28 protein-coding genes are annotated in these 24,778 nt (G+C 38.4%); 5 read left to right on the plus strand and 23 right to left on the minus strand.

Annotated features, from left to right (window positions below):
- Nucleotides 1-72 precede the first annotated feature (72 nt).
- On the minus strand, nt 73-489 hold the full coding sequence (locus tag ACJ9PY_RS13135; RefSeq protein ID WP_057277570.1) for a BlaI/MecI/CopY family transcriptional regulator: 417 nt from the start codon (nt 487-489) through the stop codon (nt 73-75).
- Between the two features lie 460 nt (nt 490-949).
- Here ACJ9PY_RS13135 and ACJ9PY_RS13140 point away from each other — a divergent pair, with 460 nt between their 5' ends.
- Nucleotides 950-1,141, plus strand: a complete 192-nt coding sequence (locus ACJ9PY_RS13140; RefSeq protein WP_411740276.1) for a DUF4180 domain-containing protein — start codon at nt 950-952, stop codon at nt 1,139-1,141.
- A gap of 209 nt (nt 1,142-1,350) precedes the next feature.
- Here ACJ9PY_RS13140 and ACJ9PY_RS13145 read toward each other — a convergent pair whose 3' ends face one another.
- The 3 genes from ACJ9PY_RS13145 to ACJ9PY_RS13155 all read right to left on the minus strand — a co-directional run bounded on the left by ACJ9PY_RS13145 (nt 1,351) and on the right by ACJ9PY_RS13155 (nt 3,075).
- Nucleotides 1,351-2,058 (minus strand): NAD(P)H-binding protein, encoded by a 708-nt coding sequence (locus ACJ9PY_RS13145; RefSeq protein ID WP_411740212.1) that lies wholly within the window; start codon nt 2,056-2,058, stop codon nt 1,351-1,353.
- A 69-nt stretch (nt 2,059-2,127) separates the two neighbouring features.
- A complete protein-coding gene (locus tag ACJ9PY_RS13150) occupies nt 2,128-2,697 on the minus strand; it encodes a histidine phosphatase family protein (protein ID WP_098864598.1) in 570 nt (189 codons plus the stop codon).
- 27 nt (nt 2,698-2,724) lie between these two features.
- Nucleotides 2,725-3,075 carry a n-acetylglutamate synthase gene (locus ACJ9PY_RS13155; RefSeq protein WP_375541151.1) on the minus strand — a complete coding sequence of 117 codons (351 nt, stop codon included), beginning with the start codon at nt 3,073-3,075 and terminating at the stop codon, nt 2,725-2,727.
- 236 nt (nt 3,076-3,311) lie between these two features.
- On the opposite strand from ACJ9PY_RS13155, the gene ACJ9PY_RS13160 reads away from it, so the two are divergent.
- Nucleotides 3,312-3,833: a DUF2179 domain-containing protein gene (locus ACJ9PY_RS13160; RefSeq protein WP_034306915.1), complete on the plus strand. Its 522-nt coding sequence runs from the start codon at nt 3,312-3,314 to the stop codon at nt 3,831-3,833.
- Nucleotides 3,834-3,925: 92 nt separating this feature from the next.
- Here the strand turns inward: ACJ9PY_RS13160 and ACJ9PY_RS13165 are convergent.
- Nucleotides 3,926-5,274 (minus strand): IS3 family transposase gene (locus tag ACJ9PY_RS13165; RefSeq protein ID WP_411740213.1). Its coding sequence is split into 2 segments (ribosomal slippage): nt 3,926-4,815 and nt 4,815-5,274, totalling 1,350 coding nucleotides; the frame shifts between segments, so codons are not numbered across the junction.
- Nucleotides 5,275-5,763: 489 nt separating this feature from the next.
- On the opposite strand from ACJ9PY_RS13165, the gene ACJ9PY_RS13170 reads away from it, so the two are divergent.
- Nucleotides 5,764-6,057 (plus strand): IS1182 family transposase, encoded by a 294-nt coding sequence (locus tag ACJ9PY_RS13170; RefSeq protein ID WP_063576156.1) that lies wholly within the window; start codon nt 5,764-5,766, stop codon nt 6,055-6,057.
- A gap of 253 nt (nt 6,058-6,310) precedes the next feature.
- Complete coding sequence (locus ACJ9PY_RS13175; RefSeq protein ID WP_082854623.1) at nt 6,311-6,529, plus strand: transposase; 219 nt, start codon at nt 6,311-6,313, stop codon at nt 6,527-6,529.
- A gap of 97 nt (nt 6,530-6,626) precedes the next feature.
- Here ACJ9PY_RS13175 and ACJ9PY_RS13180 read toward each other — a convergent pair whose 3' ends face one another.
- From ACJ9PY_RS13180 to ACJ9PY_RS13230, 11 genes are all read right to left on the minus strand, one after another.
- Entirely contained in the window at nt 6,627-6,944 is a 318-nt protein-coding gene (locus ACJ9PY_RS13180) for an HNH endonuclease (protein WP_411740214.1), read from the minus strand.
- Between the two features lie 16 nt (nt 6,945-6,960).
- Nucleotides 6,961-7,365 carry a hypothetical protein gene (locus ACJ9PY_RS13185; protein WP_034306917.1) on the minus strand — a complete coding sequence of 135 codons (405 nt, stop codon included), beginning with the start codon at nt 7,363-7,365 and terminating at the stop codon, nt 6,961-6,963.
- A 63-nt stretch (nt 7,366-7,428) separates the two neighbouring features.
- Nucleotides 7,429-8,184 carry an exodeoxyribonuclease III gene (locus tag ACJ9PY_RS13190; RefSeq protein ID WP_403189145.1) on the minus strand — a complete coding sequence of 252 codons (756 nt, stop codon included), beginning with the start codon at nt 8,182-8,184 and terminating at the stop codon, nt 7,429-7,431.
- 75 nt (nt 8,185-8,259) lie between these two features.
- Nucleotides 8,260-9,765 (minus strand): cardiolipin synthase, encoded by a 1,506-nt coding sequence (gene cls / locus ACJ9PY_RS13195; protein WP_411740215.1) that lies wholly within the window; start codon nt 9,763-9,765, stop codon nt 8,260-8,262.
- 126 nt (nt 9,766-9,891) lie between these two features.
- Nucleotides 9,892-11,328: a glycogen synthase GlgA gene (gene glgA / locus ACJ9PY_RS13200; RefSeq protein WP_411740216.1), complete on the minus strand. Its 1,437-nt coding sequence runs from the start codon at nt 11,326-11,328 to the stop codon at nt 9,892-9,894.
- A gap of 23 nt (nt 11,329-11,351) precedes the next feature.
- Complete coding sequence (glgD, locus tag ACJ9PY_RS13205) at nt 11,352-12,458, minus strand: glucose-1-phosphate adenylyltransferase subunit GlgD (protein WP_057277565.1); 1,107 nt, start codon at nt 12,456-12,458, stop codon at nt 11,352-11,354.
- Between the two features lie 17 nt (nt 12,459-12,475).
- Entirely contained in the window at nt 12,476-13,642 is a 1,167-nt protein-coding gene (locus tag ACJ9PY_RS13210) for a glucose-1-phosphate adenylyltransferase (protein WP_057277564.1), read from the minus strand.
- Nucleotides 13,642-15,582, minus strand: coding sequence for a 1,4-alpha-glucan branching protein GlgB (gene glgB / locus ACJ9PY_RS13215; RefSeq protein WP_063576152.1), 1,941 nt, complete (start codon nt 15,580-15,582; stop codon nt 13,642-13,644). The genes ACJ9PY_RS13210 and glgB overlap by 1 nt, the downstream gene beginning before the upstream one ends.
- A gap of 246 nt (nt 15,583-15,828) precedes the next feature.
- On the minus strand, nt 15,829-16,842 hold the full coding sequence (locus ACJ9PY_RS13220) for a glycoside hydrolase family 15 protein (RefSeq protein WP_411740277.1): 1,014 nt from the start codon (nt 16,840-16,842) through the stop codon (nt 15,829-15,831).
- Nucleotides 16,843-17,423: 581 nt separating this feature from the next.
- Nucleotides 17,424-17,555, minus strand: coding sequence for a hypothetical protein (locus ACJ9PY_RS13225; protein ID WP_283928563.1), 132 nt, complete (start codon nt 17,553-17,555; stop codon nt 17,424-17,426).
- A gap of 43 nt (nt 17,556-17,598) precedes the next feature.
- On the minus strand, nt 17,599-18,117 hold the full coding sequence (locus ACJ9PY_RS13230; RefSeq protein ID WP_411740217.1) for a mismatch-specific DNA-glycosylase: 519 nt from the start codon (nt 18,115-18,117) through the stop codon (nt 17,599-17,601).
- A 371-nt stretch (nt 18,118-18,488) separates the two neighbouring features.
- Here ACJ9PY_RS13230 and ACJ9PY_RS13235 point away from each other — a divergent pair, with 371 nt between their 5' ends.
- Nucleotides 18,489-18,683: a hypothetical protein gene (locus tag ACJ9PY_RS13235; RefSeq protein ID WP_106028195.1), complete on the plus strand. Its 195-nt coding sequence runs from the start codon at nt 18,489-18,491 to the stop codon at nt 18,681-18,683.
- 378 nt (nt 18,684-19,061) lie between these two features.
- Here the strand turns inward: ACJ9PY_RS13235 and ACJ9PY_RS13240 are convergent, their stop codons facing one another.
- The 7 genes from ACJ9PY_RS13240 to cysC form a co-directional block, all read right to left on the minus strand.
- Entirely contained in the window at nt 19,062-19,961 is a 900-nt protein-coding gene (locus ACJ9PY_RS13240; RefSeq protein WP_098864581.1) for a sulfite exporter TauE/SafE family protein, read from the minus strand.
- Nucleotides 19,962-20,113: 152 nt separating this feature from the next.
- Nucleotides 20,114-20,746, minus strand: a complete 633-nt coding sequence (locus tag ACJ9PY_RS13245) for an NAD(P)-binding protein (RefSeq protein ID WP_052137252.1) — start codon at nt 20,744-20,746, stop codon at nt 20,114-20,116.
- Complete coding sequence (locus ACJ9PY_RS13250) at nt 20,727-21,488, minus strand: sirohydrochlorin chelatase (protein ID WP_411740218.1); 762 nt, start codon at nt 21,486-21,488, stop codon at nt 20,727-20,729. Before ACJ9PY_RS13250 ends, ACJ9PY_RS13245 begins: the two co-directional genes overlap by 20 nt.
- Nucleotides 21,488-22,264: a uroporphyrinogen-III C-methyltransferase gene (cobA, locus tag ACJ9PY_RS13255; protein WP_057277558.1), complete on the minus strand. Its 777-nt coding sequence runs from the start codon at nt 22,262-22,264 to the stop codon at nt 21,488-21,490. Before cobA ends, ACJ9PY_RS13250 begins: the two co-directional genes overlap by 1 nt.
- A gap of 19 nt (nt 22,265-22,283) precedes the next feature.
- Nucleotides 22,284-22,499: a DUF3906 family protein gene (locus ACJ9PY_RS13260; protein WP_063576145.1), complete on the minus strand. Its 216-nt coding sequence runs from the start codon at nt 22,497-22,499 to the stop codon at nt 22,284-22,286.
- Between the two features lie 20 nt (nt 22,500-22,519).
- Complete coding sequence (locus ACJ9PY_RS13265) at nt 22,520-24,145, minus strand: nitrite/sulfite reductase (RefSeq protein ID WP_034306938.1); 1,626 nt, start codon at nt 24,143-24,145, stop codon at nt 22,520-22,522.
- Between the two features lie 16 nt (nt 24,146-24,161).
- Entirely contained in the window at nt 24,162-24,761 is a 600-nt protein-coding gene (gene cysC, locus ACJ9PY_RS13270; RefSeq protein WP_048680807.1) for an adenylyl-sulfate kinase, read from the minus strand.
- Nucleotides 24,762-24,778: the final 17 nt, after the last annotated feature.

The following is a 24,778-nucleotide window of genomic DNA, read 5'->3' on the forward strand; positions in this document are numbered from 1 at the left end:
CCATTTGGCACCATACTACACAGGCTATTAAAAGACTCAAGCTTATCACAAAATAAGACTTTCTCTTCCACATTATAATTTATCCTTTTTTAACGATTGAATTTTTTGTTCCAATTTTTCAATTAAACCTTGGTCAGCGTCTTTCATGGCATCCAGCATATGGCTTATGACCGCTCCACCAAATTCATCCAGCAAGTTCTCAGTCAGTTTCTTTGACTGCTCTTCAAAAAACTCCTCTTTGGACTGCACCGGGCGAAATAATGAAAGCCTTCCTTCAGACCTCTTTTCAAGAATGCCTTTTTCGACTAAACGATTCATGACGGTCATTACTGTGTTGAAATTGATAGGTTTGTCAACTTCCAATGATTGTTGAACCGCTTTAATGCTTTGTTCATCTTTATCCCATAAATATTCCATGATATTTGCTTCCAATGGACCAAAGAAACGATTCAGTCCAACTTCATCATATTTAAAATTTTTAATATTCATCCTTTTCCACCTCCCACTACAAATTGTAGTGGAAATCACTGTTACAATCAAGTTTCATCCGGAAGATTTGAACGTTGATTTCCACTCCGGGTACTCGCTTTCACCCCAGGAGTCTCTTACCTTCCGTTCCAATCAACTGAAACGTTTATAAATAAAAAAATGTAGGTAAACTGGCTTTTCTTCTAGTTTGACTACAGTCTAAAACGAGCCTTTTACAGGCAAGTTTTTATAATTAATAGTAATCCATTGTCCTCCATTTCCTCAAATTTATAAATGCTTTATAAAAAAGGAAGTCAATTTTATCTAGGGCTTCATTATTTAGATAACCAGCTGAAAGGAACACAAAGTGCATTGGATATAATTATGACGATTAGTAGCAAAACCGGTAGCAGTCGAATAGTACTAAACAAGAAGCAATTTAAGAAGATTTTTTATAGCTAAGTACAAAACTTGCAGGAGGATCCTTCGAAAATTTGCCAACTTCCATATTGAATTTGCAATCATAGGGGATTTTTCATCTTATACCAGTAAGCCACTGAAAGATTTCATTTATGAGTTTAATAAAGGGAACAATTTTTTTTTGTTCCATCAGAACAAGAAGCGATCGATAACTTGTCTAAAGCACTATAAACATTACCAGAAAAATTTCTAAAAAAGACCTGGATCTTTATACTCGGTTTTCTTATTGAGCTAACTCAGCTATAGAAACAACTAAAAACCTTTAGCATTGCTTATTACCAAGTCCTTCTGGTTCTCCACCTTTATTACACAGGAATTTAAAAACGAGCCTATTGGGGCCCGTTTTCAGTATATCGTCGGCATGGTCTTCTAAAAACCTTCATTTTTACAGGAAACTTGTATCTATTTTTTTACTATTTTATCCGGATGATCACTATTAATCGTAACTCTTTGTGCAAGTTCCTCTATTTCAGCAGAATCATAAAAATGATATCCTTTTGCCGTCGTTTGTGCCGCAACGTACATTGCAGCAGCTACTTTGTTTGCTTCTATTGCACGATATGGACGTAAAGGGCCTACAAAGACAAATTTTGCAAAAGTACTTAGCAGCCCAGAAATCTTTTCACCTGCCCTGAATTCCTTTCGTTCTCCAAGAAGTAAGGAAGGACGGAAAATATGTACAGTATTCAATGCCAGATGTTGTAATGTACCTTCCACATCACCTTTAACACGGCTGTAGAAGAACTTTGATTTGGAATTGGCACCCTTGGCCGTAATGACGAGTATTTTTTCAACATTGGATGTCTTCGCCAATCTAGCTGCTTCAATTACATAATCATAATCCACTTTACGAAATGCTTCCTTCGATTTAGCCTTTTTAATAGTTGTACCCAAACAAATGAACACATCGGTGACTTTGAACAAATCGGCATACTTGGATAAATTACCGAAATCCACAACATGACCTATGCATTTGGGATCGGCGAGTTTCAGTGCCCTTCTTGTCAGCAAATGGATTTCACTATAGAGTTTGCTTTTGCCTAGCTCTTTAACCAACTGGGTGCCTACCATACCTGTAGCGCCTAAAATCAATGCCTTCTTATTAGTCATGATTTCCTTCTTTCTATAATTAGCTTTTCAATCAACCATTTCCTTTTTAACTAACCTACCTTAATAGGACTAAGATAAATGATTCACTTGATTGAAATCATCAATTATCCAAGAATCAACTTCAAATCTAATCGTACTCAAACATGCATTGAACAAGCGCATTTCGTTGGATACGATTGACTCATTTGACATCAAGCGTAAAATAAAATGAATGACTGCTCCATGTGCAACAAGTATAACTTTCTTCTCAGGATACTCCTTCTGAATTTCCTGGAGCCCATACATCAGCCTGTTTCGTAGAGATTCCTGATTTTCCTGACCAGGATAATCTTTATCCCTGAATGCAGACTTCCTTTCCGCCGCAGTCATTCCTTCAGCGACGCCAAAATTCTTTTCTATGAATTCCATTTTTTCAATAACCGGTACTTCAATATAGTGCGAAATGATATCCGCCGTCTCCCTTGCCCTCTTCAGGGGGCTTGTAATAATTACATCCCAATCATCTTTTGACAAAAATTCACCACATTGCCGTGCCTGTATCTTTCCAAGTTCATTTAAAGGAATATCAGTCTGCCCTTGCAGCTTTCCTAGTGCATTCCAATCTGTTTGACCATGCCGCACTAAACAAATAGTAGTAATTGTCCTCAAACCCCTCTAAGTAGATTGTTATTTTCTCACTTCTTCAATGATGGAATGTCCTTCAGTCCGTTCGAGATCTGACCATTTCCACTTTTCATGTAAGCGCAACCTTCCATCAGGCAGCATTTCAGGGGTGGAAAGGCAGCTGCCTCCTCTAATTTCTCCTTTTTCATTGATATGATTATATCTGAATTCCAGAGTTCCATCCAGATTGACCAGCCCTATTAAAGTCCCTTTAACAATCTCTCCCCCCTGATAACTTGCTGAAAGAATTGAGCCGTCTTGTGAATAGTGGAAGGTAGTATTTCCTGACACTTCTCCATTTTCAGAATTGATTTTAGCTTTGAATATCCGACCATCATAATTAAACATCATCATTCCCCCATATGAATTAATAAGGATAATGATACCAAATTTATTAAAAAAAGAATATTGAAAAATCTTATGAGATTTTTAATTCTGTGTCCATGGAAATGACACAAAAAATACATAATATTCCCCATTGAATTCTCCTATTATGATGTGGTTATATTAGGGAAGATGTTACTTATGGAATGAACAATTCCTAATTTGAAACGTCTAATCAAACTGGAAGATTTTGGTGAGGTGCTCAAGTGAAAGAAATACTTCTGATTCTACTATTACAACTTATTTATGTTCCGATTTACACATTGCGAACCATTTTCTTAGTAAAAAATATTACCATACTCGCCTCGATACTGGGTATCGCAGAAATGTTAATATACGTTTTTGGATTATCCCTCGTATTTGGCGGTGACCAAAGCATACTCGCCATGGTTGTATATGCAGTCGGTTTTGGAATCGGAATAATTTTTGGTACGAAAATTGAGCAAAAACTTGCCATCGGTTTTATTAATGTAACCGTTAATACTCAAACCAAAAATGAACATTTGGTAGATACATTGAGGAACAACGGATTTGGTGTAACTCTTTATACGGGCGAGGGCAGGGATAGCAACCGTTATCGTATGGAAATCTTGACCAAACGCAATCGGGAACAAGAATTGATAGCAACCGTTGAAAAGTTTGAACCTAAGGCTTTCATCATTTCATATGAACCACGTTATTTTAAAGGTGGATTTTTATTGGATCGGTTGAAAAATAAAGCAAGCTGAAAATGAAAAGCAAAAGCCCATCTTATTAAGATGGGCTTTTGCTTCAGACTGTAGACAAACTTGATCTGACCCAATAAAGTTAGACATATAATTTAAGCAGCTTCTAAGACATGAGTTCGGTATTCTATCGGACTCAGGTCTTTTAATTTTACCTTCATTCGTTTGTGGTTATAGTAATGTATATAATCATCTAATTCCTTTTCAAAGTGCTCCATACTTTCAAACTCTTGGAGATAAAGCAATTCAGACTTTAACAAGCCAAAAAAGTTTTCAATGACTGCGTTATCTAAACAATTTCCCTTACGGGACATGCTTTGTATAATGCGAGAATCTTTTAAGGTTTTTTGATACTTCTTCATTTGATAATGCCACCCTTGATCCGAATGGAGGATGACCGTATCTTCTGGTTTCAGGTGTTTAATCGCCTCATCTAACATATCTCCAACAAGTTTATAAACAGGGCGTTTCATCACTTTGTAGGCAATAATTTCACCATTACATAAATCAAGGATAGGGGATAGGTAACGTTTCTCCCCAAATAAATGAAATTCCGTTACGTCTGTTACCCATTTTTGATTCATTTTCTCGGCTTGAAAATCACGTTGTAAAATATGGGGGGCAATTCGACCAACACGCCCCTTATACGAACGATACTTTTTCATACGGACTAAACATTTTACGCCCATTTCATTCATGAGGCGGTTGATGGTCTTTGGATTGTGAGAAAACCCATATTTTTTTAACTCTTTTGTGATACGACGATAACCGTAACGTCCTTTATGTTCATGATAGATAGACTGAATAGTGGCTTTTACCTTCGAATACTTATCTTCTCGATTCAAGCGTTTTTCCCAATAATAGTACGTGCTACGTGGAATATCAGCGACTTTAATTAAGGCCACAACCTCATAAATGGACTTTAGTTCATAAATTACTTGCGCTTTGATTTGGGTTGTAATTTTTCCTGCATTTGAACTAAAGTATTTAACTTTTTTAAATACGCATTCTCCATTTCTAGTTGTTTAATTCGTTCTTCAAGCTCTTTAACCGAACCTTCAATTTGTTTGGATGGATTGATATCTTTTTTCATGGATGGTCTCCCCTTTTTCTTAGAAATTAGGGCATCTAATCCATAGGCATTAACATTTATTCTCCACGTCCGAATTAGTGCTGGAGATGAAATATTAAACCTTGCGGCTGCGTCGTAAGAAGATATACCCGTTTCATTCATATAATTAAGTACATCCATTTTAAACTCCGTAGAATAACTTGTATAGGATTTCTTAAATCCATCGGCTCCTTGAATTTGGTATAAACGAACCCATCCTTGAATTATTTGATACGAAACTTCAAATATTTTTTGAAGATCCATATAGCTGTGCTCACCTTCAAGGTAAAGTCGTGTAATGAATATTTTCTGTTCGGTAGAAAAATTAGCCATAAAAAACACCCCGTAAATGTAGTTTGGTGTCTAACATTTACGGGGCAGTTCAACTCGATGAAAGTTGAGTTTGTCTACAGTTTTTTATGGCTTGTACAATTTGGACGTTGCTTTCCACTCCAGGCACTCGCTTTCCGCGGGCGGTCCGGGAGCCTCCTCGGCTTTCGCCTGCGGGGTCTCCCCTGGACACGCTTTTCCCGCAGGAGTCTCGTACCTTCCGTTCCAATCAACTTTGTTTTAACTTTTAGATAGAACACTTTTGCCTAGAGTCATTTTTGTTTTAAAATAGAAGTATTAGAACCTGAGGTAATGAGGATGCTTTCTAAACATGATTCTATTCAGCGAGATTAACTTGAATAGAGGCTGCCATTGACTTCACTTTCATTTATGACTTGGTGAAAGATATGTAATCAGTAGGACGCCCAAGTTATTGATCCAGTTATTTTAATTAAACTGACTTTCATTCAATATTCCTTCGGTATTCGTTCCATGCGTAAAATGATTGAAGAAGTTGAAACAAATATGGCTTACCATTGGTTCTTAGGTTATGGTTTCCATGATAAAGTACCTCCTACTCCACGTTCGGGAAAAATTATAAGCGACGCTTTAAAGATACAGAACCTGTTTGAACAGATTTTCAATCGCATTTTAATGACAGCTACTAATAAAAAGTTAATAAGTGCTGAACACGTTTTCGTGGATTCCACACATGTGAAAGCCAGTGCGAATAAACGGAAATTTGAAAAGAAAACGTCTTCAAGAAGAAATCATTCCAGATCGTGAAAACCATGGAATTACAAGCTACCTATTTAAGAGAGAAATCATACCCGCTTTACATTATACACATCCTCGCACAAACTTCCGCAAACAGAACTATGTCGATGAATATATTGATTGTTACCTTTGCCCTTCGGGAGAGCTATTAAAGTACTCAACAACAAATAAATAGGGCTATCGCGAGCATAAATCCCCAAAACACATCTGTGCAACATGCTCATTTTTATCTCGGTGAACAGAAAGCAAAGACGGTCAAAAAGTGGTGACTCGGCATATCTGGCATACATATGTGGAAGAAGCAGATCATCTGCGTCATCATCAAGATGTAAAACCTATATATGCGAAACGTAAAGAAACGATTGAGCGTGTATTCGCAGATGCAAAAGAAAAGCATGGTATCCGTTGGACTTCTTTAAGGGGACTTAATAAATTGTCGATGCAGGCGATGCTTACTTTGGCTGCCATTAATTTAAAGTAGATGGCCATTTGGACATGGCAAGGTCCAAAAATGTTCTAACATAGTGGGCTCGTAGAGCCCCAATCTCTGAACATTGGGGGAAAATTCAATGGGAATTTCAAAAGGGGTTCGGAATTTTTAATTCCGAACCCCTTTTGAAATTCCCATTGAATTTTCTTATTTTCACTGCCCTTGTTACCGGTTGTTTTTTAATCCACTTTAAATATTTTTTTAATGCTTCATCATCTTTTAACAAAAGCACGGTATTTAGTCGGATGGCCAGTTCTCGGTTTGAATACAGTGCGTGAATCTGTTTGTGGCAAGATTTACAGAGATAGGCTATGGGTAAATGGCTTCCGCCAAATTCTCTAGGTGTTAAATGATGGATGGTTAGTTCTATCTCATCCCTGTCACAAAGCTCACAAGTACCTATCATTACATTACTCGGCCAATTATGGCTTTACGGATTTTCCTTCTTCAACAATATGAAACATCAAATGGGCAAGATGATGGATTGGTCCGTACTCTTCATTGTCATCATCTTCTTCATCCTCCACTTCCACTTCATCCATCCCTTGTAAATAAAGTGCCATGAACTCATAAAAATCATTTTTAGTAAAGGAGTAACAATCACTTGGATCCTGATTATCTTCTTCATACTGTAAAACTAGATGGGATAAATCACCCTCATCATCTTCAGCATCAAAAAATACGAAATAACCGATATTTGTATCCAGTTCAAATAATCTGCGAAATCCGCGTGATGTTGCTTTTTCAAACTCAGCCGACGTCAATTTTTGCACTTGCATGCTGTCTACATTATCTTCTTGATGAAAGCCCACGATAAATGTGTTCATAATCAAACCTCCTGTTGAATATGGATAACCATTAGTATCCCCATTTAACCGAATTTATTCCATTTAGAGGTTTGTTTCTAAAACGACCGGGCAATGATCGCTGCCCATGACATCGCAGTGAATGTTTGCCTCTATTAAAGAATCCGCCAGACGTTTTGAAACAATGAAATAATCGATTCTCCACCCAATATTCCGCTCCCTGACTTTTGCCATATATGACCACCAAGTATAAGAGCCTTCCTGGTCTGGATAAAAATGCCGATATGTATCGATAAACCCTGAATCAAGTAATTCAGTCATCTTTCCACGTTCTTCATTTGTAAAACCGGAATTCCCAATATTGGGTTTTGGGTTTTTCAAGTCGATTTCCTGGTGTGCGACATTGAGGTCACCACAAAAGATAACCGGCTTCACCAGGTCCAGTTCCTTAAGATATTTTATCATCTCATCTTCCCATTCGAGACGGTAATTCAATCTTGATAAATCCCTTTTTGCATTGGGGGTATAAACATTAACCATATAAAAACTCTCGAATTCCAGTGTTATGATCCTGCCTTCCGGCTCCTCATCCAGCTCTCCTACACCATATTTCACTGAAAGCGGTTTTTCCTTCGTGAAAATGGCTGTGCCTGAATATCCTTTTTTCAGTGCATAATTCCAATATTGATGGTACCCTTCCAACTCAAGTGAAATCTGCCCTTCTTGAAGCTTAGTTTCTTGAAGGCAGAAAATATCTGCATCCACGTCTTTAAAGTAATCTAAAAATCCTTTTTTAACACAAGCCCTAATTCCATTTACATTCCAGGAAACCAATTTCATATTCTCTTAAATTCTCCTTATGGCCAATTAATTTCTTTACATTTCAACTATACTATTTATCTGCTTTTTTTCCCATTAGAGTACATTCGAAAACAATCTGGCAAATGATTCTTTTGAACGTTCCAGTAAACCACGATTGTTATACCCGATAGGATCTAGTTTGTCACTATCCATCATATCCTCTTTGTAATGAGTGATGAGATCTTCAATGGTACGGCTACCCATAAGAAAGACATTCACTTCAAAATTCAGGTGGAAACTCCTCATATCCATATTTGCCGTTCCTATGGAAGCCAAATCACCATCTACGATAATAAGTTTCTGATGTAGAAAACCTTTTTTGTACGAGTATACCTCTACGCCGAATTGAAGCAGCTCACCGAAATAGGAGCGACTGCCGTATTGGGTTAAAAACCCATCATTTACTGCCGGAACCATGACCCTAACTTGTATCCCCTTAATTGCGGCATGTTTAATTGCTGCTTTAATCGCTTGATTTGGTACGAAGTATGGACTTGCAATCCAGATTGATTTTGTGGCGTTCGTGATAAGTGAATAGTAAAAGTCACTCATGATCCCCTGTTGTGTATCAGGTCCGCTCGCTACCACTTGGACAGCTCCATCCCCTTGTACCACTTTATTCTTGAATTCTGGACGTCCTTGCAATACATCTTCGCCGCTGACATATTCCCAATCCAAAAGGAAAACGGTATGAAGCATATATACCGCTTCACCTTTAAGGATCATATGTGTATCTCTCCAAAAACCAATGCTTTTATTTCGGCCTAAATATTCCTCTCCTACGTTTAAACCTCCTACAAAGCCAACTTCCCCATCTATGATGATGATTTTGCGGTGATTCCTAAAATTAAATTTTTGATTGAAAAAACCGTGTTTCAATGGCGAAAAGGGATAGGCTTTAACCCCTGCATTTTTCATCCGTTTAACCTCATTATTTGAGAGGCTTAAACTTCCTGCCGCATCAAAAATGAATAAAACCTCCACACCATTTTTTGCTTTTTCAATAAGGATATCTATAATTTCAGTACCAAGCCTGTCGGAACGAAAAATATAGTATTCAATATGGATGAATTTCTCAGCTTTTCTTAATTGTTTTATGATTTCTGTAAACGTTTCGTTGCCATTTTTCAATACTTCCGTTTTCGATGATGTACTAATGGTGGTCTCAGATGCATTTTTGGCAAAAGCTGCGAATGATTTCTGATGATCATTCAAGAACGATAAATCTGGAGAGGATACCCGTGTAACAAGACTCTTCCATTCTTCTCGATCTTTTTTCCTTTTACTTCGGAATAAATACCCCTTTAAATAGAGCTGACCTGAGAATAGATAAAATACATATCCAAATACCGGGAAAAACAAAAGCACATACATCCATAAAAGTGTCTCGTGGGCAAATCTATTTTCGAGCATTAGTGAAAATAGGGTGATAAACATGACCAAAATATATAATCCAATAAAAAATAGCTTCACGTCGAAGCTAACTGAAGTGAACAGGATCATATAAACTGAAGCAATTAATATAAATAAAAATACAATTTCCATCCTTCTTCTTTTCATCTTTTCATTCTCCTACACAGCAATATTTTATATATAAATATCATATACCCATATTTGATGGTAAAAGAAACAAAACACTTACGAAAACCATGTTCGCAAGTGCTTTGTGTATTACCTATCCAGTTATCACTTCATGACAGGAATCAAACTTTCATACAGCTCCATATACTTTAATGACGATGACGTCCAACTGAAGTCTAACTTCATTGCATTTTCGGCCATTTTCCTCCATCTTTTCGGCTGGAATTTGTACAGGCCAACAGATTGCTCAATTGTATGGAGCATATCGTGTGCATTATAATTCGTAAAACTGAAGCCATTGCCTTCACCAGTAAATTGGTTATACGGTATGACCGTATCACGAAGTCCGCCAGTTTCCCTCACTAAAGGCAGTGTACCATAACGCAGTGCCAAGAGTTGGCCGATACCACATGGTTCGAATTGTGATGGCATCAGGAATAAATCAGAACCTGCATATATCCTTCTTGCTAACCCCTCATCAAAATATGTATGGACTGAAACCTGATTTGGATATTGGTCAGCTAAATGACGAAATGCCGATTCATATTGCTCTTCACCCGTACCTAAAAGAATGAATTGAACTCCTTGGTTCATCATTTCATGAAAAACATGGAGAACAAGATCTATTCCTTTTTGATCAACAAGCCTCGTTACCATTGATAAAACCGGGACGTCATCATTGACAGGCAGACCCAGCGATTCCTGAAGCTGACGTTTATTCTCTATCTTACCCTCATAAGAATCGAATGGAACAGCAAGATGTTCATCTGCTGCAGGATTATATTCCTCATAATCGATTCCGTTGATAATACCTTTAAGTTCACCTTTTCTCTTACGTAAAAACCCATCCAGATTTTCCCCGAAATAAGGTATCTGAATTTCTTCCGCATAACTTGGGCTTACCGTTGTGACTATGTTAGAAAAAGCCAGGCCGGCTTTCAAATAACTTACATTCCCATGAAATTCAAGACCATCGATATTAAAATATAACTCACTCAAATCGAGTAATTCAGCTAATACAACTTTAGGATAAACTCCTTGATAGCGTAAATTATGTATCGTAAATATCGTTTTAATATCCTGATAGAATGGATGGTTATGATAATGGGCTTTCATCAAAACGCTGACAAGGCCCGTTTGCCAATCATGGCAGTGTATAACATCCGGTTTTTCTTCCAAATAGGGTAATGCCTCTAAAATTGCACGGGAAAAGAAGGCGAACCTTTCGCCATCATCGAAGAAACCATAACTACCATGCCTTTTGAAATAATATTCATTATCTAGAAAATAATATGTAATTCCGTTAGCAACAAGTTTTTCGATGCCACAAAATTGCTGGCGCCAGCCAACAGGAACTTCAATACTCGTCATATGTTCCAATTCCTGTTTGAATTGGTTTGGAAGATCCCCGTATTTAGGTAGGATGACACTTACATGGACTCCCTGTTTTTTCAGCGCTTTCGGGAGCGCGCCTATAACGTCTCCGAGCCCTCCCGTTTTTATAAAAGGGGCGCATTCTGAAGCAGCAAATACAACATTCATTGCCGCACCTCCTCTATCCTCTATTAAATTACTTCCGCTTTTTTTATTACAGTAGGCTGCTTTAAACCAATGACTGATTTTTCACTAGTAACTCTCACTTCTTTATCAGTTATGATATTTTCAACGATGGCTCCTTCTTCAATCACGCCTTTTTGCATGATGATGCTATTCCTTACTATCGCACCCTTTTTCACCTTTACCCCACGGAAGAGTATACTGTTTTCGACAATCCCTTCAATATCACAACCGTTGGCTATCAATGAATTGGTAACCTTCGAAGAACTTGAATATTTGGTCGGTGCCTCATGTTTGATTTTCGTATAAACATCCCAAGTATCCCCGAAGAAAGAACGGATTACCGAAGGGTTCAGGAAATTCATATTACTGGCATGAAAGCTTTCAATGGAATGGATGAATGGCATATCACCTGTAAAGTTATAGCCTTTTACGGTAAAACGATGAAGATTTGCTTTCACAGCGTCTTTCAAAAAGTCATATTCCCCACTGGCAACACAGCTTTTGATCAAATTCACCAATAGCGATTTACTTATGATGAAAGTTTCTAGACAAACATGGTCACCAGGTCTAGGGATTGTATAAAAGCTAATGTCAGTTATGTCTTCATCCGAATCTACCGAGCAGGTGTGATAGATTGGTTTTTCAATCAATTCCCCTACATAATCCTTATATACCACCGTGATATCCGCTTTATGTTTTTTGTGATAATCAAGTACTTCATTAAAATCCAATTTGCATACATGGCTTCCTGGGGAAATGATGACAGTATCTGCCTCTGCACGTTCGAAAAAGCTGAGATGGTCATAAAATTGCTTCATATCGCCTGTTACCGTTTCATCCGGATGGATAGGGGGCAAGATGTATAAGCCTCCTGAACGCCGATCCAAGTTCCATTCTTTACCTGAGCCAAGATGATCCATAACTGAAAGATACTTTTCTTTTGGGAAAACGGCTACTTTTGATACATCTGCATTAATGAGATTCGACATAGTAAAGTCAATCAAACGGTAGCGTCCACCAAATGGCACAGATGCTACATTACGGTGAGCAGTCAGATCTTTTAAATGTTGTCTTTCATTGATTAAGTTTATAATACCCAACACATTTTCCATAGCATCTTCCCCTTTTTCTAGTTAAGAGTGATCTTTTTTTTGTTTGGATTGATAATGGTCTGATTTTCACCAATTAAGGTAATATCGGATGTCACCGCTGAATTGCCAACTACGGCACCATCTTCTATAACACAATTACTGGCTATGATGCTTCTTTCTATATGAACGTTTTTACCAATCGTGACATTAGGCATGATGACTGAATCTTTTATGGTTGAACCATAGCCCACCTGTACATTATAGGATAAAACCGAATGTTCAATGTTCCCATGTATCATGCAACCTTCATTGATAAGCGACTGACTGACCTCGGCATCCGGTGATATATATTGCGGTGGATGATTTGCATTGCGGGCAAAAATTTTCCATTGCTGATCATTTAACTGGAAATTTGGCGTATCCTCCAATAAGTCCATATGTGCCTGCCAAAGACTTTCGACCGTTCCAACATCTTTCCAATAATCATTAAAACGGTAGGCATATAGCTTTTTTCGATCTTCAAGCATTTTTGGAATGATGTTGCTGCCAAAATCATTGGAAGAATTTTCATCTTTTTCATCATTGATTAAATACCGTCTTAGGGTTTTCCAATTGAAAAGGTAAACTCCCATGGAAGCAAGATTACTTTTTGGGTATTTTGGTTTTTCGTCAAATTGTGTGACTTTATCATCATCATTAGTATTCATGATTCCGAAACGACTTGCTTCCTGCCACGGCACTTGAATGACCGCTATTGTTGCCTCTGCATTTTTTTCAATGTGATAATCCAGCATCTTACTGTAGTCCATCTTATAAATATGGTCACCAGAAAGAATCAGTACATGTTCCGGATCATAGTTATCAATGTATTGGATATTTTGATAAACAGCATTTGCCGTCCCTTTATACCATTCACCGCCTTCTTTCCCTTGATAAGGGGGAAGTACGGAAACTCCGCCAACATCCAAATCAAGGTCCCAAGCTTTGCCATTACCAACATAATCATTTAGAATCAATGGCTGGTATTGGGTCAGTACCCCAACCGTATCTATACCAGAATGAGTGCAGTTACTTAATGGAAAATCGATGATTCTATATTTACCGCCAAAGGGTACAGCTGGTTTTGCCAAACCAATTGTCAATTCGCCTAACCTTGAACCCTGGCCTCCTGCCAATAACATTGCTATCCATTTTTTCGCTCCCATTATTCGGTCACTCTCCCCCGTCTTTTTTTTGTTTGCTTCATAAAAATAGAAATGCCTAATGGAGGTACAGTTATTTCCATGCTGTATGGTTGATTATGGTATGGTATCTTTTTGACATTAATGGGTTCTTCATTGATCTGACCCGATCCTCCGAAAGCTGCTGAATCACTGCTGAAAACTTCAATATATTTGCCTTGCGATGGTACACCTATTTGATAGTGAGCATGAGCCTGTGCAGAAAAATTACAGACAACAATGCAATAATCGCCTTTGCGTTTACCTTTTCTCATAAAGGTGATGATACTTTGTTCACTATTGTTCGGATCGATCCATTCAAAACCTTCCTGGACATGATCCAGTCTCCAAAGGGAGGAAGTTTGGCTGTAAAATTCCTGAAGGGTACGGAAGTAATATGCCATCTTTTCGTGGGATTCATATTCCAAAAGCAACCAATCCAATTGTTCCTCATCTTTCCATTCTATGAATTGGCCAAATTCTCCTCCCATAAAGAGAAGCTTCTTCCCAGGATGCGTCATGAAATACCCAAAAAGTAACCGTAAATTTGCAAACTTCTGCCAATAGTCACCTGGCATTTTATTCAATAATGACTTCTTGCCATGAACCACTTCATCATGTGAAAAGGGCAAGACGAAATTTTCTGAAAAAGCATAGAAAAATGAAAATGTTAAAAGGTTATGATGATATGGCCTTTCATTTGTTTCAAGTTTCATATAACGAAGGATATCGTTAGTCCATCCCATATTCCATTTGTAATTAAAGCCCAGGCCGCCTATATCGGTAGGTGAAGTTATAAGTGGCCGGTCTGTCGCTTCTTCAGCCATCATTAATGCATTGGGATATTTCTTAAAAACCACTTCGTTAAGTTTTTGTAAAAATTGTATGGCTTCAAGGTTTTCCTCACCGCCAAACTGGTTTTTCAGCTTGACCGGCAATGGATTATCATGATTCAAGTAAACCATTGACGATACCGCATCGACACGGACCCCATCAATATGGTATACATCCATCCAAAACATTACATTTGATATAAGGAAACTTATTACTTCTGGTTTAGTAAAATCAAAGTTGTATGTCCCCCATAACGGGCGATCTGCTCTCGTGTAATCAATTGGTTCATAGAGAGGCGTACCATCAAAACGAGAAAGTCCATGCGCGTCTTTACAAAAATGGGCGGGAACCCAGTCAAGGATTACACCTATGCCCTTTTGGTGGCAAAGGTTAATTAAATATTTAAAATCTTCCGGTGAACCGTACCGACTGTTTACGGAATAATAACCTGTGACCTGGTATCCCCACGATTTATCAAAAGGGTGTTCCATTATGGCCATGATTTCAATATGTGTAAAACTATTATCAATCACATATTCAACTAATCTATCAGCCAATTCACGGTACGAATAAAATTCACCATCTTCTTTCTGTTTCCATGTTCCTGGGTGCACTTCATAAATGGACATGGGTTTTTGATAAATATTTTCCTTTTTCCTATCGGCTATCCACTTCGAATCTTGCCATTCAAAATTATCCAGCCTTTTAATGACCGAAGCAGTATTTGGTCTGACCTCCGAATAAAAGGCATATGGATCGGCTTTTAGGATACGTTTATTTCCGGGTGTATGTATTTCATATTTATAGATTTCCCCTTCTTGTAATCCTGGTACGAACAACACCCAGATACCTGAACGCTCGATCCGTTTCATCACATGATCTTTTCCGTCCCAATTATTAAAATTACCGACTACTGAAACTTGCTTGGCATGGGGGGCCCAAACGGTGAAGCGTACTCCTTCATTACCTAATGTTGTCACAATGTGTGCACCAAGCATTTTATAGCTTTCATAAAGGGTGCCTTCATGAAACAAATACAAATCGAAATCGCTTGGATAAATCTCTTGTAGCTGGTCAATAATTGTACTCAATAAAACCCCTCCATCAGTATTAACTCGATAGTATTTTACCCATCCTTCCCCAGTTATTATATATATTCGATGAAAATGATATTAATCCTTCAAATGGAGGTGAAGTTATTGTTATAAATAGCCGTTTTTTTGTAAATTTAAACACTTTTTTAAAGAAAAAAGACATTTATTGTAAAAATATTATTATACCAAGAAAAACTCTTCCCTTTTTTTGGGAAGAGCTTTAAGGAATCCAGTATGAATGCTTCATGTTATTTGTTCATTTCGAATCATGGAAGTCTTCGTCAAGAATAAATAGGATAATGAGACTGACCATGCCAAAGGAGTATTCCCGTTTGGTATATTACTGCCTCCAATATATAACTCAGGAACTTCCCAATTTTCCGGAATGATCATTTTTGTTTTATCTATATATTCATTGACTTTGTTCATCATGCCAAGTTCAAGGTAGCATAAGCCCAACCATGGAAGCCCGAAACACCATTCCGCTTCTTGACCGTCATTATAATAAAGGTCCTTCTCATATCTAATGCAACCATTTGTTCTTTCTAGTCTTTCTGTGACATTCTTCAATATTTCAAGTGCTATTTCACGGTCTACCAGCCGATACGGATAAATCAACGATAAAAGGGCTAAATCCGTCTCTTTTGAATAACTTTCCCTTGGAAGCAGGAAACGAAGTGTTTCTTCTCCCTTTTTAATCAGTTCTTCCTTGACGTTTACCAGCATTTTGACTGAATTCAATCCAGCAACACATGCACCTATGCTTGAAGCGTGGATTTCTATATTTTCTTCCCACATCCCGTTATCTTCCGACTGCCAATATTGCAGGCATTCCAAGTAATTGACCAGCTTTTGGACAATTTCTAAATCACGTTGGTTTCTTATCACCTTTTTACCATGCCTATATCCTTCACCGACACCCCATAAAAAGGCACCTACCGCATCATTTTGGGCATGCCCCCACTCATCGGGCAGTTCTTTTAGCTCAGTGGAATACCTTGCATGGATATGTTCAAATAGAAACTGGGGTTTCTGCACCGTATGAATATCTATCTTCCACTCATAGGTTTGAAATAAGTCGAATAAAGCATGATATGCTTTTTCGTAACGATTGGACGGATCATTTATAAAAGGTATTACTGTATAAACGACATCCCTTATCCAGACATAATTATAATCATCGGAAACGCTTGCAGTATATGCACCATTAGGAAGCCGCATGCGATCAAGAACCTCTAGGGCACCATTAACATTCATCAATTGAACACCTCCATAGTTATTTGCTTATTCCCATTGTAGACAGACTCCCGTTTTCTAAACGTTGGTTGTTTCATTTTCAATTAGAAGCGCTTTCATTTCTGCTAACCAAAACGACCATTCAGAAGTACATTCACCCTAGTTTATGTAATCACTGGCCATTTTGATAATCAAGCTTCCAATGTTCATTAAAAAACGTCATTTGCCTAACCGTAATGAACGAACTCAAAAAGGTGCGGTTTATGAAATATGTTCTTGGGAAATGAAAAACCAGTAATGGCAATCCATTACTAGTTATATCGGCCTATCATTAAAATGTTTAGTAATCATTAAAAGAAATTCAGTAATTTCATCAAGGAAAGCAAGCCAATCATAACCGTAGCCAATCGTCTTCTCGTAAAAACGGCAGCCAGGAAAGCTGTAAAAAGATTTTGCCAAATCCAACCCATTATCCTAAAGTGAAAAGACCTGTTCTATATGCAAAAAGCGCCGCCATTAAGGCTACTTGCTCATGCTTTAGCCAAATGATGCCCCATTCAGGAATCTGCGCATTATTACTAAGCAACGCCAAAAGACCGATTCTAGGTATGAACGAGCCTGTTAGCAAAACCGATACTTAGGTATCCCATAAAATAGGTATACAATTCTTTACTCCTTGGCAATAATTCACCATCATTGACCTCGGAAAAGCCACCGCTTTTCCATTTTAGCATTATCCTGACTCGTATAATTTCACCGTTGTTTTAATAAGTTTCTTCAATTGCTTTTCAGCTGGCGAAGCAGAATGGGCAACTCACTATATATTTCGATGATCTCATTTATCGGCATTCTAACTAAACCGCTGGAAGAAGGGGCAACGAATTCCATGGTCTCATTGGATGTGGTTTCTTCTTGCAGCCCCCATGAGATTTTTCGTAATTGACGATATTCCTGATAGACACCCTTTCCTACAAAACAGACAAGTTTAGGTTTATACTTTTTTATTTTCCTTTTTAATTGTTTCCTTCCTTTTATGTACTCTTCTTTAGTGATATCGTCCGCTCCTTTTGTAGGCCTGGAAACGATATTGGTAAAACCATAACCTAAATCCAGCAATAAAGAGTCTTCAGTCGGTTCATATTTCCTTGGTGTCAGCCCGGACTCGAAGAGGATTTTCCAAAAGCGATTATTTGGATTCGCATAATGATGACCAGTCTCACCTGAACGAATACTTGGATTGAAACCTACGAACAAAATATCCAAATTTTCCTTTAAATGATCAGAGATGCCTTCCATATTAAAACTCCTTTTCAAATTTGCTATTTAATCATTGTACAAAACTGAAAAATATTTAACTACCTTTTGAACGGTGACTGCTACATAGTATGGGTGCATACCTGACAAATTGTATTTAGAAGACCTATTGCTCCTAAAACATTATGTTCGCCTTCACTGGACAAACTGCCAGACATTAGATATGAATAGGATACCATAGTGGAGGTAAAGATTTTTTTCCAAGGAATAAACAGGTTTTTCCGATGTCCCGGCATAAAGCAAAAACCTGCATGCTTTTCAAAGCTTGCAGGGATTTAAATTAAAGGATATCCGCGATTTTTTTTCATGTACTCATCGTCGGAAATGACAGAAAGCTAAAGGACATTAAGAATATGGCTGAGTGCATTCAATTTGCCCAGTCATTTACTAGTAGTGATTTGAAGACCAATTGTAGGCACGGGGAGGGTTATTGGGGAAACCAAGACAAGCGAAAGACCCGTTATTTCTGGTGGAAATCACGGGAATTTTTGGACGCTGAATTAGCCTCCATCAATCAAATGCCGATATCCAAACAGGCAGGGATTTAAATTCGATAGAGTAAAAGAAATAGTTCCCCCTATTATATTATGTGAAAGTGTAAATCACTCATTTGAACAGTAGGAGCTATAAATTATTGATTCTGCTTCTGTTCTAAAATCATTCAAATCTCTCCGATGGCTTACTTTAGTAAGGGGTACTATGAATTCTTATACATTGGAGTGATAAGTCTCTCGATTTTTAGGAACCCTTAAAAATGGTAATGAATCTATTAAATAAGATCAAGATCCTTTATTAAAACCGCAGCAACTTTATAGTCGCATTCCATTTGGCAAACGACTTTACTCGTAGGCACATACATACCTACGAGTTTATTTACGCATCTGAATTTGCAACTTGTGTACATTCGCTTCTTTCAAACTCGGAAATCAGGAAACATTCTGGCGGTGTTCGATATGATCATCTTTTCTCGCATTGGCCATTTTATTGATGGTAAGGAGAATTCCAGAAAACCATATTATCACGATGCCAGTATAGATGTATATATGGGCTTCAATCGGAATCCATGCAGCTAATAATGTTCTTACATTGATTAAGATAATGAAACCGCCCACTAAAACACCCATTAATTGAGCAGGAAGCATCCTGACGAGCCAGGCTGCAATTGGTGCGGCAACCACTCCTCCAATTATCAACGCTACGACCCAAAGCCAATTGACAGCTTCCCATCCAAGAGAAATGATAAAGCCAAGACTTCCAAAGAAAGCAATGGCAAATTCGCTCGTATCTACAGTTCCTACAGCTTTTCTTGCCGTCATGCCTTTTTTTGACAATAAAACGGGTGTTGCAATGGGTCCCCAACCGCCTCCGCCTGTTGCATCACAAAAGCCTGCAAAAAGGCCTAACGGAATGGATTGTTTTGCTGTCAATGGCTTTACGGTTTCATTTTCCTTTGACGGTTTAAAAATAAATAAAAAGCGGAATAAAACGTATACACCAAGACCAAATAAAAATATGGCAATATACGGTTTTGCTAATTCGGCTGGCAGGTTACTCAGGAAACATGCACCTACAAATGCACCAACAGAACCTGGAATGATCAAGCGATAGACCATATTTTTATCAACGTTCCCAAACTTTATATGTGAGGCTCCGGATACTGCTGTGGTCACTACTTCCGATAAATGAACGGATGCTGATGCTACTGCAGGGGCAATCCCGAATGTCAACAATAAGGAAGTGGAACTCACTCCATACCCCATTCCAAGCGAACCATCGATTAATTGGGCTAAAAACCCGATAAAGGCCAAAACGATTAACTTTTTCATGACATTCCCCTTTTTTCACTAAAATAGAACCTATATCATCGACCCGATGGTACCGTTTGCCTGTATACATCATTTAGATTTCCTTTAAGGCACAAAGAGGCACCTAACCAAAATGAAATGACATGTTGGTTAGGTGCCTTCAGTTTTTCTGATCAGCCCAATGATATATTTTCTTCAGCTTCTACTGGTAAAAGCCTAGCTAAAAAACGATATCTTTCTTTTAAGGAATATTTATAAATATCCTCTATTGAATCTTTCAATAATTTAGATTTTTCTTCTTTTGAAAATGACCCATTCTTTATAATCATTCTTGCTTCAAAAAGGAATTCAAGATATTCTTCATATGATTCATCATATACTTTACCTAGGTCATTCCGTATTTTTTTTGCGAGCGTTGGACTTGCTCCATTGGTAGAAACACTTATGGAAAGCATGCCTCTATTCAATGTGGCCGGTATATGAAAATTACCCAACTCATGATTGCTGATTACGTTAACCAACTGACTTTCGGATGCATTCTCGTAAACTCGTTCATTTACTTCAGTAGAATTGGTAGCAACAATGATTAAAAATGCATCATTATAGTCAGTTTCTTCCACTTCTTTAAGTAAGACCCGAATCTTACCTTCTTTCTCCAACACTTGAAAACCTGTGCATATTTCGGGGCTTACGACGGTAACTTCAGCACCAGCTTCCAATAAGGGGCCCGCTTTAAAGTAAGCTATTTTACCACCGCCAATTATGACACACTTTCTGTTCTCGATATTAAGCGTAATTGGATACATAGGCTCCCTCCCCACTCACTTCATGAATTCGTTCTGATATTGCTTGTTCAATCTTTGGGTGATAACCTAAATATTGGCAAAGTATGATTCTTTGCTTCCCCTTTTTTTGGATCTTTTTTATACTATTTTCAATCGACTGCATTAAGAGACCTGTAAACAATAAGTAAGGAATGATAAATACTTGGTTTGATCGAGATTCCACCGCAAATTCTAACGCTTCTCCAAAGCTTGGTGTGGCAGCTGTCAAATAACACTCTTGCACCCGGATTTTTGGAAACCTGTTCCTTAGCAAAACGGCCAATCGAGATAAATCCCTTTTCACGTCGGGGTCACTGCTGCCCCTTCCAACCAATAAAACCAAGGAATCCTCTGTAACACTTACATTTGTTTCCTCCAACCGTTCCACTAAAATGTCAACCATTTTCTCGCTGACACCAATCGGCCTTCCGTATTTCAATTCAACGGCGGGGTACCGTTCTTTCATTTTATTCAATATGACTGGAATATCATGTTTTGCATGTACAGCTGTCAGCAATAGAACTGGAATGGCCAATATTCTCGTGGCACCTTTTTGGACGCATCGTTCGTAGGCCTCTTCAATCGTAGGAGTTTCCAATTCCAAGAAGCAATACTCTTGAATGGAATATGGCTGTGCTTGCATACAAACTTTAATAAAATCAATGGCTTGGGCTGAAGCTTCTTTAACACGGCTGCCATGGCAAATATATAAAATGGCTTCCATTAAAAGGCCTCATTCGCCAACAAATTTTCGGTTTGTTTTCCTTCAAACCATTTGATTTTTTCCCGTAAATTAACGACATCCCCCACGACTATCATGCAAGGATTCGAAATTTGTTCGTTATTGGCGGTTTCCACTACTTTAGCCAACGTACTGACAGCTGTTTTTTGCGTTGTTAATGTACCCCAATGAATAAGGGCTACCGGAGTCTCGGGGCTTTTTCCATGTTCCAAAAGTTTTCCTTGAATATATGGCAGGTTTTTAACACCCATATAAATGGCTAATGTATCGATTCCTTTTGCAAGGGATTCCCACTTTATATTATCCTCTTCATCTTTTTTCCGATGACCGGTAACAATTGCAAATGATGAAGCATGGTCCCTATGTGTAACTGGAATTCCCGCATAGGCTGTAGCAGCGATTCCAGCCGTAATTCCTGGTACGATTTCAAAGCTCACGCCACTTTTGGCAAGGGCTTCCGCTTCCTCACCGCCTCTCCCAAAGACGAATGGATCGCCGCCTTTCAAACGGGTGACTATTTTTCCCTTTTTTGCATATTTAACGAGGAACCGATTGATGGTATCCTGCTGCAACAAATGATAATCCGGCAGTTTACCGCAATTAATCAGCTCGACACCGTCTTTTGCATGATTCAAAAGTTCTTTATTGACAAGTCGATCATATAAAATGACATCAGCTTCTTGGATGCATTTTAATCCTTTTAATGTAATTAAATCTGGATCTCCGGGACCGGCTCCTACTAGATATACTTTCCCCATTTTTGCATCCTGCCTTCCCTTAGAGAATTGTTTCGAATTCCGATAAAACGAAACCTGCTCCATTTTTAATTTTCCTTTTTTCATATAATGAGATGTCATCCACTTCAGGCATTTTCAAATAATGCTTTTCCAGCTCGATATCAACAAGATCAAACGCCTTTTCATCTGAATCGGCAACAATGATGACATGAATTGGTTTTTCCTTGATAGTGACTTCAAAACGGTATAGATTCATGGAATGCTTACCTTCCCCTATTAAACGGCCACTTCCGCTAATATATCATCAAGTTTACTTTGTAATTCGTCTACCCCTACCCTTTCCACAAAGTCGAGAAAGGTTTCGGAAAGAAGTTTAGTTTCTTTGAAAAATAGGATCATTTCTTTCAAAACATGATGGAGCTTTTCAGCTTCCACTTTTCCTTTAAGCTTTTCATTGAACTTCCCGCCCTCATTCAGCGTTCCTCCAACGTATATCTCAAAAGCCTCGACCATCTTTTTATCCTGATTTTTCATTTTTATGCCTTGCAGCCCTATTTCGGCGATGGCTCTTTGACCGCAATTATTCGGACAGCCGACCATATGCATCCTTACAGGCACATCGAGATCTATTTCCTTGTCCAGTGATTCAGAAATGGTCCTCATTCGGTTTTTCGTTTCAACAAGAGCCAGGTTGCAATACTCGATGCCTGTACACGAAACGGAGTACCCAATGAATTTCTTTGGTTGATATGGAAATCTTTCGAAGATGGATTCCTGCTTTAATTCCTCAAGTTTTGCATCCGGCACATTAGGAATGATTAGATTTTGAGAATTACAGTTGCGGATTTCACCATTTCCATATTTTTTTGCAAGTTCGGCAAACTCGATCACTTCGTCTGGGTTTAGACGACCAACTGGTATATTGACGCCAACATAATTCAGACCATCTTGCTTTTGTTTATGGATGCCGTAGAAATACCCTGCATTCCATCCCTTCACCGCACTTTCTCCCTTTTCAGGAAGCGGACCGGTGTATTCCAGCAATTTTTCCTTGAATTGTTCAGGACCCCAGTCAGCGACAAGGAATTTCAAACGTGAGCGATGACGCTTTTCACGGTACCCAAAGTCACGGAATATCGTAGTGATGGCGGCAGCCACTTCCACCGTTTTTTCAGGTAAAATGAATAAGTCAAGTTCTTCTGCCAGCATCGGAACGGAGGAAAGCCCACCCCCTACTTTTACGTGAAAACCGACTTCCGTTACTCCATCAATTACTTTAGTAGCTGGATTGAAGGAAACACAGTTGATTTCAGCATTTGAAGCATTATGGATATTGGCACTTATGGACATTTTATATTTCCGCGGAAGGTTCGAATAGTCTTCGTTAAGGCGGAAATACTCAAATACATCATAAAGTACCTCGCGTGTATCAAAAAGTTCATCAGGATCGATGCCTGCCAATGCATTACCGATGATATTACGGGTTATATCACCACAAGCTCCAGCCGTAGTCATTCCAACCTTTTCTAAACGATTCAATATATCCGGGACCTGTTCGATGGTCAGCCAATGGAATTGAATGGCTTGTCGGGTTGTAATGTCATATACGTCCCTCCCGTAATCTTTAGCGATGTTAGCTAGAGTTATTTGTTGATCATAAGTCAGGATACCTCCGGGAATAACGACTCTCATCATCCAATAACCAGCTTCTTTTGGCCGTTGCAGGTATAAACCTGCCCACTTGAACATATCCCATTTCTCTTTAGGGATGGAATCAAACCCATTTGCTGCGTAATGTGGAATATCATCAAATATCTTCAAGCCGTCTTTTTCCAATTTCCAGATTTCCGTTTTATTTTTAGCGATTAGTGGATTTTCCGACCAAAATTTCTCGTAAACCATTACATTTCCTCCTTGATTAAATCGCTTTCTTTGCTGTTAAATAACCGATTACCTGTTCAACGCACTCTTCAATGCTGTATTGGTCGGATTCTAAAATGATTTCCGGTTGTTCAGGTTCTTCGTATGGAGAGTCGATTCCGGTAAAATCTTTAATGATGCCTTTACGGGCCTTGTCATAAAGTCCTTTTGGATCACGCACTTCGCACTCTTCGATCGGACACTTTATGTATACTTCAATAAACTCCCCTTCTTCGAGTAAATCACGTACAATCTGCCGATCTGCCCTGAAAGGTGATATGAAAGCGGTCAATACGAACTGCCCACTATCCACGAATAACTTGGAAACCTCACCGATCCGCCTAATATTCTCGGTTCTATCTTCTTCAGAAAAACCTAAATCTTTATTTAAGCCATGACGGATATTATCACCATCCAAAACATAACTTCGAATATTCCGATTGTATAACTCTTTAGCGACCGCGTTTGCAATCGTTGATTTTCCGGAACCCGATAGTCCTGTAAACCATAGAACCGTGCTTTCATGCCCGTTCTGCTTCCGTCGGTGCTCCTTGGTCAATGACGTCTCATGCCATGTGACATTCGTACTTTTACTCATTTGATAATCCCCCTCTT

The sequence above is a fragment of the Peribacillus sp. S4 genome (genome assembly GCF_046715815.1).
Taxonomy (GTDB): domain Bacteria; phylum Bacillota; class Bacilli; order Bacillales; family DSM-1321; genus Peribacillus; species Peribacillus frigoritolerans.

Coding starts and splice junctions, on each gene's coding strand:
- ACJ9PY_RS13265 (WP_034306938.1), bottom strand. CDS start 24,145: ATGGTTTACGAGAAATTTTGGTCGGAAAATCCACTAATCGCTAAAAAT.
- ACJ9PY_RS13155 (WP_375541151.1), bottom strand. CDS start 3,075: ATGATGATGTTTAATTATGATGGTCGGATATTCAAAGCTAAAATCAAT.
- ACJ9PY_RS13240 (WP_098864581.1), bottom strand. CDS start 19,961: ATGAAAAAGTTAATCGTTTTGGCCTTTATCGGGTTTTTAGCCCAATTA.
- ACJ9PY_RS13145 (WP_411740212.1), bottom strand. CDS start 2,058: ATGACTAATAAGAAGGCATTGATTTTAGGCGCTACAGGTATGGTAGGC.
- cysC (WP_048680807.1), bottom strand. CDS start 24,761: ATGAGTAAAAGTACGAATGTCACATGGCATGAGACGTCATTGACCAAG.
- cobA (WP_057277558.1), bottom strand. CDS start 22,264: ATGGGGAAAGTATATCTAGTAGGAGCCGGTCCCGGAGATCCAGATTTA.
- glgA (WP_411740216.1), bottom strand. CDS start 11,328: ATGAATGTTGTATTTGCTGCTTCAGAATGCGCCCCTTTTATAAAAACG.
- glgD (WP_057277565.1), bottom strand. CDS start 12,458: ATGGAAAATGTGTTGGGTATTATAAACTTAATCAATGAAAGACAACAT.
- ACJ9PY_RS13260 (WP_063576145.1), bottom strand. CDS start 22,499: ATGAATCTATACCGTTTTGAAGTCACTATCAAGGAAAAACCAATTCAT.
- ACJ9PY_RS13190 (WP_403189145.1), bottom strand. CDS start 8,184: ATGAAATTGGTTTCCTGGAATGTAAATGGAATTAGGGCTTGTGTTAAA.
- ACJ9PY_RS13230 (WP_411740217.1), bottom strand. CDS start 18,117: ATGGAAGGCATCTCTGATCATTTAAAGGAAAATTTGGATATTTTGTTC.
- cls (WP_411740215.1), bottom strand. CDS start 9,765: ATGAAAAGAAGAAGGATGGAAATTGTATTTTTATTTATATTAATTGCT.
- ACJ9PY_RS13170 (WP_063576156.1), top strand. CDS start 5,764: ATGCGTAAAATGATTGAAGAAGTTGAAACAAATATGGCTTACCATTGG.
- ACJ9PY_RS13180 (WP_411740214.1), bottom strand. CDS start 6,944: ATGATAGGTACTTGTGAGCTTTGTGACAGGGATGAGATAGAACTAACC.
- ACJ9PY_RS13135 (WP_057277570.1), bottom strand. CDS start 489: ATGAATATTAAAAATTTTAAATATGATGAAGTTGGACTGAATCGTTTC.
- ACJ9PY_RS13225 (WP_283928563.1), bottom strand. CDS start 17,555: ATGCTAAAATGGAAAAGCGGTGGCTTTTCCGAGGTCAATGATGGTGAA.
- ACJ9PY_RS13250 (WP_411740218.1), bottom strand. CDS start 21,488: ATGGAAGCCATTTTATATATTTGCCATGGCAGCCGTGTTAAAGAAGCT.
- ACJ9PY_RS13245 (WP_052137252.1), bottom strand. CDS start 20,746: ATGTATCCAATTACGCTTAATATCGAGAACAGAAAGTGTGTCATAATT.
- ACJ9PY_RS13220 (WP_411740277.1), bottom strand. CDS start 16,842: ATGAATGTTAATGGTGCCCTAGAGGTTCTTGATCGCATGCGGCTTCCT.
- ACJ9PY_RS13235 (WP_106028195.1), top strand. CDS start 18,489: ATGGCTGAGTGCATTCAATTTGCCCAGTCATTTACTAGTAGTGATTTG.
- ACJ9PY_RS13185 (WP_034306917.1), bottom strand. CDS start 7,365: ATGAACACATTTATCGTGGGCTTTCATCAAGAAGATAATGTAGACAGC.
- ACJ9PY_RS13210 (WP_057277564.1), bottom strand. CDS start 13,642: ATGGGAGCGAAAAAATGGATAGCAATGTTATTGGCAGGAGGCCAGGGT.